General features: G+C 62.4%; 5 protein-coding genes. All 5 read left to right on the top strand.

The window, feature by feature from the left end; translation table 11 throughout:
• Positions 1-604: 604 nt before the first annotated feature.
• The 5 genes from rplJ (at position 605) to F758_RS0117375 (ending at position 12,625) form a co-directional block, all read left to right on the top strand.
• A complete protein-coding gene (gene rplJ / locus F758_RS0117400; RefSeq protein WP_024509061.1) occupies positions 605-1,123 on the top strand; it encodes a 50S ribosomal protein L10 in 519 nt (172 codons plus the stop codon).
• A gap of 57 nt (positions 1,124-1,180) precedes the next feature.
• Positions 1,181-1,561, top strand: a complete 381-nt coding sequence (rplL, locus tag F758_RS0117395; protein ID WP_024509060.1) for a 50S ribosomal protein L7/L12 — start codon at positions 1,181-1,183, stop codon at positions 1,559-1,561.
• Between the two features lie 593 nt (positions 1,562-2,154).
• A complete protein-coding gene (gene rpoB, locus F758_RS0117390) occupies positions 2,155-6,273 on the top strand; it encodes a DNA-directed RNA polymerase subunit beta (RefSeq protein ID WP_024509059.1) in 4,119 nt (1,372 codons plus the stop codon).
• 130 nt (positions 6,274-6,403) lie between these two features.
• On the top strand, positions 6,404-10,603 hold the full coding sequence (gene rpoC, locus F758_RS0117385; protein WP_024509058.1) for a DNA-directed RNA polymerase subunit beta': 4,200 nt from the start codon (positions 6,404-6,406) through the stop codon (positions 10,601-10,603).
• Positions 10,604-11,518: 915 nt separating this feature from the next.
• Complete coding sequence (locus tag F758_RS0117375; RefSeq protein ID WP_024509057.1) at positions 11,519-12,625, top strand: alpha/beta hydrolase; 1,107 nt, start codon at positions 11,519-11,521, stop codon at positions 12,623-12,625.
• Positions 12,626-12,658 lie beyond the last annotated feature (33 nt).

The raw sequence follows: 12,658 nt of genomic DNA, 5'->3' as shown, positions 1-12,658 counted from the left end.
GTCGGAGGAACGGCGGCAGGTCCGGCCGTGACGTCAACGCGATAGATTTAGGGCTCGCATGTCCGAAATTGGTGTGAATTTTGCTCTTGGCAAGCCGTGGCAGACCGGCTAAAGAGCGCGCTCCGGACGCGCCGGCTCTGGCTGGCACGACCGTGCTCGCATTCCGAATAGAGATCGATAGGAGACCATTCCTTTCAGGACGTCCCTCGTGGATCACCCGAAAGGAAGGGAGGCGTATCGCTTTTGCGGTATGCGGGCGAGGGGGCCTTCGGCTTTGCCTGATGGCCCCGATCCTGTCCGAGACTGCAGGCGCCCACGGTGAAACGGTAAGTTTCTCCAACGGCTTAATCTCATGGCCTGCATAGACGGGTGAAGACCGGATTTAAGCCTCTCATCGCGCCCTTGCGGTATGAGGCCGATTTGGTTCGAACCTTGACACCCCGAGGGGCCGCGAGGCGTCTCGGGAGGGCAGGCTTCTAGATCGTCGTCTTGCCCGTGTCGCTGGGGTCTTAAAGGCTCCGTAAAGTGGATTTGGGCGGGACGATGGGTGCAACCCGGCGGTCCCGCGGAGAGCGCGAAGGCCGCTAACCGGAGAGAGCTTGCTGTGGAACGAGCGGCAAAGAAAGAGGCGGTCGAACAGCTCAACGAGGTCTTCAAGACCACGGGCGTCGCGATCGTCGCTCACTATTCCGGCCTCACCGTGGCCCAGATGCAGGCCCTGCGTAAGCAGATGAAGCAGGCGGGCGCGGCGGTGAAGGTCTCGAAGAACCGTCTCGCCAAAATTGCTCTTGAAGGCACTGACGTCGCTGCCATCGGTTCCCTGCTGAAGGGGCCGACCGTGATCGCTACTTCGAAGGATCCGGTCGCGGCGCCAAAGGTCGCCATCGAATTCGCCAAGACGAACGAACGGTTCGTCATCCTCGGCGGCTCGATGGGCAAGACCGTCCTGAATGTCGATGGCGTGAAGGCGCTTGCCTCCCTGCCGTCGCTCGACGAACTGCGCGGCAAGCTTGTCGGCCTCATCCAGGCGCCGGCGACCAAGCTCGCCCAGCTCTCGAACGCGCCCGCGGCAAAGCTCGCACGCGTCATTCAGGCCCATGCCTCAAAGGGCGAAGCGGCCTGACGCCCTTCGCAAAACTCAAACCCTGGTTCGAACCAAATCGCTTAAGGAAACAGATCAATGGCTGACTTGCAGAAAATCGTCGACGACCTCTCGAATCTCACCGTGCTCGAAGCGGCCGAGCTTGCGAAGCTCCTGGAAGAGAAGTGGGGCGTTTCGGCCGCCGCGGCGGTCGCGGTTGCCGCTCCGGGTGCTGCTGGCGGTGGCGCCGCCGCTCCGGCTGAAGAGAAGACCGACTTCACGGTCGTGCTGGCCGCTGCCGGCGACAAGAAGATCGAGGTCATCAAGGAAGTCCGCGCCATCACCGGCCTGGGCTTGAAGGAAGCCAAGGACCTCGTCGAAGGCGCTCCGAAGCCGCTGAAGGAAGGCGTGAACAAGGAAGAAGCCGACAAGATCAAAGCCCAGCTCGAGAAGGCTGGCGCGAAGGTCGAGCTCAAGTAACCGCAGGTTACTTGAACGGAAGCCCCCGGGGCGAGCGAAAGCGAAGGTCCGGGGATCTTTCTCCGCGTGTTCGTGGAGGGCTGGGTCAAGCCCGGCCATGACGAGGAGAGGACGAATTCCCGGGCGAGCGAGGCAAGCCCTTGGGATTGAAATTTGCGCGGTGCCCGGGGCCGGAGCCGGGAATCGCTGCAAGAGATGTGCAAAGGGGCGACCCGTTGCGCGTCAAACACAAAAAAGTGTGGGGATTCGCGGGCTTGCCCCTCGAATCTTCATGATCGCCATCCCATATCGGGGCGGCAGCACGAAAGCGCGGTTTGAGGCGGGGACGGCGGCGTTATCCCCTTAAGCCGTTGGGAGAATAGGCAATTTCGGGCTTTTGCAGTCCGTGACGGAAATGGTTCTGACGGGCGGGCGCGCTCCTGCGCCCCGCGCGTCGTTTTGCGTTTTGATGGTCTGAAGAACAGATTCAGGACTTAAGCGGCCTGAAACCGGTCTTTCGGCCTTCGAAATGGATCAAATTCAACCCGGGGGCGGTGGCAGTCGCGCTCCGGAAGGGTCGTCCCTCCTAAAGGGCGACGAAATGAGAGGCCCCGATGGCGCAGCAGACATTCACCGGTCGCAAACGCGTACGCAAGTTCTTTGGACATATTAAGGAAGTCGCCGAGATGCCGAACCTCATCGAGGTTCAGAAGGCGTCTTATGACCAGTTCCTGATGGTCGAGGAGCCCCAGGGCGGGCGTCCCGACGAGGGTTTGCAGGCGGTTTTCCGCTCGGTGTTCCCGATTTCGGACTTTTCCGGCACCTCGATGCTGGAATTCGTCCGTTATGAGTTCGAACCGCCGAAATATGACGTCGATGAGTGCCGCCAGCGCGGCATGACCTTTGCTGCGCCGCTGAAGGTGACGCTGCGCCTGATCGTGTTCGATATCGATGAAGAGACCGGTGCCAAATCGGTCAAGGACATCAAGGAGCAGGACGTCTACATGGGCGACATTCCGCTCATGACGATGAACGGCACCTTCATCGTCAACGGCACCGAGCGCGTCATCGTTTCCCAGATGCACCGTTCGCCGGGCGTGTTCTTCGATCACGACAAGGGCAAGACCCATTCCTCGGGCAAGCTCCTGTTTGCTGCGCGCGTCATTCCCTATCGCGGGTCCTGGCTCGACATCGAGTTCGACGCAAAGGACATCGTCTACGCGCGCATCGATCGTCGCCGCAAGATTCCCGTGACCTCGCTGATGTTCGCGCTCGGGCTCGATGGCGAGCAGATCCTTTCGACCTTCTACAAGAAGATCATCTACAAGCGCACCAAGGAGGGCTGGCGCGTTCCGTTCGACGCCAACCGCTTCCGCGGCTACTCGACCGTCAACGACCTGATCGACGCCGACACCGGCAAGGTCGTGCTCGAGGCGGGCAAGAAGCTCACCGTGCGCGCCGCGCGCCAGCTCCAGGAAAAGGGGCTGAAAGCGCTGCGCATGTCGGATGAGGAACTGGTCGGCAACTATGTCGCTGAGGATCTCGTCAATCCGAAGACCGGCGAGATCTACGCCGAGGCCGGCGAAGAGATCACCGACAAGCTTCTGAAGTCGCTGAACGAGCAGGGCTACAAGGAGCTGCCGCTGCTCGACATCGACCATGTCAATGTCGGCCCGTACATCCGCAACACGCTGCATGCCGACAAGAACATGACGCGCGAAGACGCGCTGTTCGATATCTATCGCGTGATGCGTCCGGGCGAGCCGCCGACGCTGGAGTCGGCGCAGGCGATGTTCCAGTCGCTGTTCTTCGATGCCGAGCGCTACGATCTCTCTGCGGTCGGCCGCGTCAAGATGAACATGCGCCTTGACCTCGATGCGCCCGACACGCAGCGCACGCTGCGCAAGGAGGACATCCTGTCGGTCATCAAGACTCTGGTCGACCTGCGCGACGGCAAGGGTGAGATCGACGACATCGACCATCTCGGCAACCGCCGCGTCCGCTCGGTCGGCGAGCTCATGGAGAACCAATACCGCATCGGCCTCTTGCGCATGGAGCGCGCGATCAAGGAGCGCATGTCCAGTGTCGATATCGACACCGTGATGCCGCAGGATTTGATCAACGCCAAGCCGGCGGCCGCCGCGGTACGCGAGTTCTTCGGCTCCTCGCAGCTTTCGCAGTTCATGGACCAGACCAACCCGCTGTCCGAGATCACCCACAAGCGCCGCTTGTCGGCGCTCGGGCCGGGCGGCCTGACCCGCGAGCGCGCGGGCTTCGAGGTGCGCGACGTGCACCCGACCCATTACGGCCGTATCTGCCCGATCGAGACGCCGGAAGGTCCAAACATCGGCCTGATCAACTCGCTCGCCACCTTCGCGCGCGTGAACAAATACGGCTTCGTCGAGACGCCGTACCGCAAGGTCAAGGACGGCCGCGTCACCGACGAGGTGGTGTACCTCTCGGCGATGGAGGAGGGGCGTTATCGCGTCGCGCAGGCCAACGTGCCGCTCGACGCAAAGGGACGCTTCACCGAAGACCTCGTGGTCTGCCGTCACGCCGGCGAGGTCGTGCCGATGACGCCGGACAAGGTCGACTATATGGACGTCTCGCCGAAGCAGCTCGTGTCGGTGGCCGCCGCGCTGATCCCGTTCCTCGAGAACGACGACGCCAACCGCGCGCTGATGGGCTCGAACATGCAGCGCCAGGCGGTGCCGCTGGTTCGCGCCGAGGCGCCGTTCGTCGGCACCGGCATGGAGGGCGTGGTCGCCCGCGACTCCGGTGCCGCGATCGCGGCCCGCCGCTCCGGCGTGGTCGACCAGATCGACGCCACTCGTGTCGTCATCCGCGCCACCGAAGATCTCGATCCGACCAAATCGGGCGTCGATATCTACCGGCTGATGAAGTACCAGCGCTCCAACCAGTCGACCTGCATCAACCAGCGTCCGCTGGTAAAGGTCGGCGACACCGTCAAGAAGGGTGACATCATCGCCGACGGTCCGTCGACCGATCTCGGCGAGCTCGCGCTTGGCCGCAACGTGCTGGTCGCGTTCATGCCGTGGAACGGGTACAACTTCGAAGACTCGATCCTGCTATCCGAGCGGATCGTGAAGGAGGATGTCTTCACCTCGATCCACATCGAGGAATTCGAGGTGATGGCCCGTGACACCAAGCTCGGCCCTGAGGAAATCACCCGCGACATTCCGAACGTCTCGGAAGAAGCACTGAAGAACCTCGACGAAGCCGGCATCGTCTATATCGGCGCCGAAGTGCGGGCCGGCGACATCCTGGTCGGCAAGATCACGCCGAAGGGCGAGAGCCCGATGACGCCGGAAGAGAAGCTGTTGCGTGCGATCTTCGGCGAAAAGGCCTCCGACGTGCGTGATACCTCGCTGCGCGTGCCACCGGGCGTGCAGGGCACCATCGTCGAAGTGCGCGTGTTCAACCGGCACGGCGTCGACAAGGACGAGCGTGCGCTCGCGATCGAGCGGGAGGAGATCGAGCGTCTCGCCAAGGACCGTGACGACGAGCAGGCGATTCTCGACCGCAACGTCTACAGCCGCCTTGCCGAGCTGTTGGAAGGCCGCCAGGGTATCGCAGGTCCGAAGGGCTTCAAGAAGGACACCAAGATCACCCGCGCGGTGCTCGATGAGTATCCGAAGTCGCAGTGGTGGCTGTTCGCCTCGCCCAACGACAAGCTGATGGCCGAAATCGAGGCCATGCGGAAGCAGTACGATGAGTCGAAGAAGGGGCTCGAGCAGCGCTTCCTCGACAAGGTCGAGAAACTGCAGCGCGGCGACGAATTGCCGCCCGGCGTCATGAAGATGGTCAAGGTCTTCGTCGCGGTGAAGCGCAAGATCCAGCCCGGCGACAAGATGGCCGGCCGTCACGGCAACAAGGGCGTCGTGTCCAAGATCGTGCCGATCGAGGACATGCCGTTCCTCGAGGACGGCACGCATGCAGACATCGTGCTCAACCCGCTCGGTGTGCCCTCGCGCATGAATGTCGGCCAGATTCTCGAGACGCACCTTGGCTGGGCCTGCGCGGGCCTCGGCCGGCGCATCGCGCAGACGGTTGATGCCTACTATTCGAAGCAGGACATCAAGCCGCTGAAAGAGACCTTGAAGCGGATCTACGGCGACGACGAGACGATCAAGACACTCAACGACAATGAGCTGATCGAACTCGGCCGGAACCTGAGCCATGGTGTGCCGATCGCAACGCCGGTGTTCGACGGTGCCAAGGAGACCGACATCGAGGAGATGCTGAAGCTTGCCGGGCTCGACGCATCGGGCCAGTCGACCGTCTATGACGGCCGCACCGGCGATCCCTTCGATCGCAAGGTGACGGTGGGCTACATCTACATGCTGAAGCTGCACCATCTGGTCGACGACAAGATCCATGCGCGTTCGATCGGTCCGTACTCGCTCGTCACCCAGCAGCCGCTGGGCGGCAAGGCGCAGTTCGGCGGTCAGCGCTTCGGCGAAATGGAGGTGTGGGCGCTGGAAGCTTATGGCGCGGCCTACACGCTGCAGGAGATGCTGACGGTGAAGTCGGACGACGTCGCCGGCCGCACCAAGGTGTACGAGGCGATCGTGCGCGGCGACGACACGTTCGAGGCCGGTATTCCGGAATCGTTCAACGTGCTGGTCAAGGAAATGCGCTCGCTCGGCCTCAACGTCGATCTGCACAACTCCAAGATGGGGCCGGCCCCGACCTCCGAGGCGGCCGAGTAGCTAAGACATTTGATGCCCGGCGCCCCGCGCCGGGCATGCGCGCCTGACCCGCACGACGAGAGGGCAGGGCGGCCTCGACCAAAGATTTCGAATTTCCTGCCGGCTTTGACCGGCACGCGAGGAGAAGACGATGAACCAAGAGATTATGAATCTCTTTAACCCGACGACGCCGGCTCAGGTCTTTGACCAGATCCGGATTTCGATCGCGTCCCCCGAAAAGATTCTGTCCTGGTCCTACGGCGAGATCAAGAAGCCGGAGACCATCAATTACCGCACCTTCAAGCCCGAGCGTGACGGCCTGTTCTGCGCGCGCATCTTCGGGCCGATCAAGGACTACGAGTGCTTGTGCGGCAAGTACAAGCGGATGAAATACAAGGGCATCATCTGCGAAAAGTGCTCGGTCGAAGTGACGCTGTCGCGCGTGCGGCGCGAGCGCATGGGCCATATCGAGCTCGCAGCTCCCGTTGCCCACATCTGGTTTTTGAAGTCGCTACCCTCCCGCATCGGCCTTCTGCTCGACATGACGCTGAAGGACCTCGAGCGGATCCTGTACTTCGAATATTACGTCGTGCTCGAGCCGGGTCTCACCTCGCTCAAGGACCGTCAGCTTCTGTCGGAAGACGAGTATCTGAAGGCGCAGGATGAGTTCGGCCAGGACTCGTTCACCGCCATGATCGGCGCGGAAGCGATCCGCGAGATGCTCAAGGCGCTCGACCTCGAGAAGCTTGAGACCTCGCTGCGCGCGGAGATGGCCGAGACCGATTCCGACATTAAGCACAAGAAGCTCGCCAAGCGACTGAAGATCGTCGAGGCGTTCCGCCACTCCGGCAACAAGCCGGAATGGATGATCATGACCGTGATCCCGGTGATTCCGCCGGACCTGCGTCCGCTGGTGCCGCTGGACGGCGGCCGTTTTGCGACCTCGGACCTCAACGACCTCTACCGCCGCGTCATCAACCGCAACAACCGGTTGAAGCGGCTGATGGAGCTGCGCGCGCCGGACATCATCATCCGGAACGAAAAGCGCATGTTGCAGGAGGCCGTCGACGCGCTGTTCGACAACGGCCGCCGCGGCCGCGTCATCACGGGCGCCAACAAGCGGCCGCTGAAGTCGCTCGCCGACATGCTGAAGGGCAAGCAGGGCCGCTTCCGCCAGAACCTGCTCGGCAAGCGCGTCGATTATTCGGGGCGTTCGGTGATCGTGGTCGGTCCGGAGCTGCGCCTGCATCAGTGCGGCCTGCCGAAGAAGATGGCGCTGGAGCTGTTCAAGCCCTTCATCTATTCGCGGCTTGACGCCAAGGGCCTGTCCACCACGGTGAAGCAGGCGAAGAAGCTGGTCGAGAAGGAGCGGCCCGAGGTCTGGGACATCCTGGATGAGGTGATCCGCGAGCATCCCGTTCTGCTCAACCGTGCCCCGACGCTGCACCGCCTCGGCATCCAGGCTTTCGAGCCGGTCTTGATCGAAGGCAAGGCGATCCAGCTCCATCCGCTGGTCTGCGCCGCCTTCAACGCCGACTTCGACGGCGACCAGATGGCCGTGCACGTTCCGCTGTCGCTGGAGGCGCAGCTCGAAGCGCGCGTGCTGATGATGTCGACCAACAACATCCTGCACCCGGCGAACGGCCAGCCGATCATCGTGCCGTCGCAGGACATCGTGCTCGGCCTCTACTATCTCTCGATCATGCGCGAGGGCATGCCCGGCGAGGGCAAGTCGTTCGGCGACATGGCCGAGCTCGAGCACGCGCTGCATGCCAAGGTCATCCACCTCCACAGCAAGATCAAGTATCGCTGGGAAGGTGCGGATGAGGTCGGCAAGCCAGTCCGCCGCTGGATCGAGACCACGCCTGGCCGTGTGATGCTCGGCAACGTGCTGCCGAAGCACTCGAAGATCGCGTTCGACATCATCAACAAGCTGATGACCAAGCGCGAAATCTCGGGCGTGATCGATCAGGTCTATCGCCACTGCGGCCAGAAGGAGACGGTGATCTTCTGCGACCGCATCATGGCGCTCGGCTTCTACAATGCGTTCAAGGCCGGTATCTCCTTCGGCAAGGACGACATGGTGGTGCCGCACGGCAAGTGGAAGATCGTCGATTCCACCCGTACGCTCGCGAAGGATTTCGAGCAGCAGTACAATGACGGCCTGATCACCCATGGCGAGAAGTACAACAAGGTGGTCGACGCCTGGTCGAAGGCGACCGAAGAAATCGCCAAGGAGATGATGAAGGAGATCTCCGCGACCAAGAAGACGCCCAAAGGCGCGGATGCCGACATCAACTCGATCTACATGATGGCCCATTCCGGTGCGCGTGGTTCGCCCGCGCAGATGCGTCAGCTCGCCGGCATGCGCGGCCTGATGGCCAAGCCGTCGGGCGAGATCATCGAGACGCCGATCATCTCCAACTTCAAGGAGGGCCTGTCGGTGCTCGAATACTTCAACTCGACCCACGGCGCCCGCAAGGGCCTCGCGGACACCGCGTTGAAGACCGCGAACTCCGGTTACCTGACCCGCCGTCTGGTCGACGTGGCACAGGACTGCATCATCAATGCCGATGACTGCGGCACCAATCTTGGCATCAAGATGCGCGCCATCATCGATGCCGGCACGGTCGTCGCGTCGCTGGGCTCCCGCATTCTCGGCCGCGTCGCGGGCGAGGACGTGCGCGACCCCGCGTCCAACAAGGTGATCGTCAAGCGCGGCACGCTGATGGAGGAGAGCCACGTGGATGCCATCCAGCAGGCCGGCATTCAGGAGGTGAAGATCCGCTCGGCGCTGACCTGCGAGCTCGTCAACGGCATCTGCGGCAAGTGCTATGGCCGCGATCTCGCCCGCGGCACGCCGGTCAACCACGGCGAAGCGGTCGGCGTCATCGCCGCGCAGTCGATCGGCGAGCCCGGCACGCAGCTCACCATGCGTACCTTCCACATCGGCGGTGCGGCGCAGATCAACGAGCAGTCCTTCGTGGAATCGAACTTCGAAGGCAAGATCGTCATCAAGAACCGCGCCGTGGCGAGGAACAGCGAGGGCCACCTGATCGCGATGGTGCGCAACATGGTGGTGGCGATTGTTGATGCCGACGGCACCGAACGGGCCACCCACCGCATCCAGTACGGTTCGCGCATGCATGTCGACGAAGGCGACATGGTCAAGCGCGGACAGCGGATCGCGGAATGGGATCCCTATACCCGGCCGGTACTGTCCGAGGCCGAGGGCACGATCGGGTTCGAGGATCTGGTCGAGGGCCAGTCGATCTCGGAAACGCTCGACGAGTCCACGGGCATCGCCAAGCGTGTCGTCATCGATTGGCGCACGACCCGGGGCGGTTCCGACCTGCACCCGGCGATCGTGGTCAAGGGCAAGGACGGCAAGGTGCAGAAGCTCGCGCGTGGCGGCGACGCCCGCTACATGCTGTCGGTCGACGCCATTCTGTCGGTCGACGTCGGCACGGTGGTCAAGCCCGGCGACATCCTGGCGCGTATCTCTACCGAGAGCGCCAAGACGCGCGACATCACCGGCGGTCTGCCGCGGGTGGCGGAACTGTTCGAGGCCCGCAAGCCGAAGGATGCGGCGATCATCGCTGAGATCGCCGGTACCATCCGCTTCGGCCGCGATTACAAGAACAAGCGTCGCATCTCGATCGAGCCGCTCGACAAGACCGAGGAGCCGCGCGAGTACCTGATCCCGAAGGGCAAGCACATCCACTTGCAGGACGGCGACGTCGTCGAAAAGGGCGACTTCATCGTCGAGGGCAATCCGGCACCGCACGACATCCTGGCAATCAAGGGCATCGAGGAACTCGCCGCCTATCTGGTCAACGAAATCCAGGAGGTCTACCGGCTGCAGGGCGTGCTCATCAACGACAAGCACATCGAGGTGATTGTTCGTCAGATGCTGCAGAAGGTGGAGATCACCGATCAGGGCGACACCGACATGATCGCGGGCGAGCAGGTCGACAAGATCGAGTTCGACGCGCTCAACGCCAAGGCCAAGGAGGAGGGCAAGAAGCCTGCCACTGGTACGCCGGTTCTGCTCGGCATCACCAAGGCGAGCCTGCAGACCCGCTCCTTCTTCTCGGCGGCCTCCTTCCAGGAGACCACCCGCGTGCTCACCGAAGCCGCCGTCAACGGCAAGGTGGATCCGCTGGAAGGCCTCAAGGAGAACGTCATTGTCGGCCGCCTGATCCCGGCCGGCACCGGCGCCTCGATGGCGAGGATCCGCGAAGTCGCGATGAAGCGCGACAAGCTGATTCTGGACGAGCGCGAGAAACAGGCGGCCATCGTGCCGTCGGCGCCCGAGACCGAACCGTTGGCGTTGCCGCCGGCGGAGTAATCTCCGATCCATCGACGAAAAGGCCGGCTCGCGCCGGCCTTTTTTGTTGCCGTTTGTTACCGGCTTTGCTGGCAGCCATTCTCGAGCACGGCGCTGCATTCGAGACGCGAGAGCGTCACATGCGGGCCGCAACGCGCAGCGTGCACACGCTCAAACAAGGAGATGAGGTCAGGTCGGATCACGATGAATGCAGAATCAGTGCCCGCTCGGCGGAAGCGATCATGCTCGTTCTATGATTTGTGAGCGCGCTGGCTGCGTTATCTGTTGCGGTTAGCGGCGAGATCTGATCGCCCAATACAACGTGCGGCCTTAATCACCAATTCGTGTGCGCGCACCGTCACTCCCGCTAAGCCCGCATCGCGCAGGAGTTTTTCGCATTCGCTCCCGCGTTCGTGTGTTGCGTTGCGACAACTTTGACCTTGACCGGGCGGTTCCCAAACTATACCATGATCTTTACATTGTAAAGATGTGCGAAGACCGCGTTCGCAAAACCGCAAACAAGGCGCATTAAGCAGGGGCGCGGTGACGTGGACTGGAAAGGCGGCATATGCCGGGCGTATCAATGCTGGGGGCTCTGCGCGGCAGTAGTCATTTGCTGCGCGCGGGAGTGCTTGACCCGTGCGCGGCAACAGCGGCAACAATTGGCAGCAGCTTCCGCGAAAGCTCATTTGCGTGCAAACAAACGATGTCAGGCCTTGATCGCGCCGCTCGGCTTGGCGTGCAACGCGCTCATGCGCGCAACATCGGCCGTTGCGAATCCGAACGCCTGCACATTTGCGGCAAATCCTGCAGCGCTTTACCTCGTCCCATTGGAAATGATGGGTACCCATGCACCGACGGCGTGGCGATCATCTTCCCTGGAGCAAGGCGATTGATTAAGTCACCTGACGGAATAATGCCTTGAACATTCACCACATGAAATTTGAAGCGAGCCCTGCAGGTCAGGCCTTTTGGCCGGACAGGGAAGATTTGTCGGTCGAATTCACGCGTCTGCTTGGCGCCGCCCAAGAAGGCGGATCTACAGTTGCCGAGTGTTTGCTGACCGCGAGCCGCATCGACTTTTCCGACGATGAGTCATGGCACGCGGAATGGATGAGAATCGCTGACGCAAGCGACAAACGGGGCCATGCGGCGCTGCGCGACGGCAACATCTTGACGGCAAATAGTAACTGGCTTCGCGCAATCGGCTACTATCAGGCCGCGGCGTTTCCTTTCGAACGCACCGACGAACGACATCTCGCCGCTGTCGAGAGCATGCGCCGGTGCGCCGCCGATCATGTGCGCCACCGCGACCCGCCCGGTGAGGTGGTGTTGATTCCCTGGGCAAGCGGCTACCCGCTCGAGGCCTATTTTCTGCCGCCCCGCGACGGATCGGGACCCCGACCGGCAGTGGTTTGTATCGGTGAGCCCGGACAGCGGAAGGAAGAATATCTGTTCAAGATGGCGCGCCACGCCAATGACCGCGGCATGTCGTTGTTGGCGGTCGATCTCTTAGGGACAGGGTCCGGCGAGTCTTTTGAGGACGTGGTCGGCCGGTCCGATCTGGAGACCGTGATCGGCGACATCATGGACTATCTCGTCGCGAGGGATGACGTCGACGCCCGTCAAATCGCGATTGTTGCGGACGGCGGCAGCTCCTCCTTTGTCGCGCGCGGAATTGCATTCGATGACCGCTTTGCGGCCGCCGTTTGCGACGGCGGCATCTGGGACTTGCATGAGCGAGCTTTCCTGCGCGGACGCTTCGGACATATCGGCTCCGGTGCTGCCGTGAGCAGGGTGGCGCGCAATATCAAATGCCCCGTACTGATTCCGGCCGGCGAGGGCGGCTGGCTCAAGGCCGATCGGGTGCGTGAACTCTACGAGGGTCTGAAGGCCGATGGTCGGGATGTGACGCTGAAGATCTTCACCAACGAAGAAACCGGCGCGGCGCAGGGACATTTGGATAACCCGACGCTGGCGAACGAGTTCATATTCGATTGGATCGCCGCGCGCCTGCGCAACGGCCCTTGCTTGGCCGGCTAGCGCAGCCGCTGATCTCCGCGATTCGCCAGCGCG

The sequence above is a fragment of the Bradyrhizobium sp. ARR65 genome, assembly GCF_000472385.1.
Lineage (GTDB): Bacteria > Pseudomonadota > Alphaproteobacteria > Rhizobiales > Xanthobacteraceae > Bradyrhizobium.
This window is presented reverse-complemented; position numbering and strand designations above follow the sequence as displayed.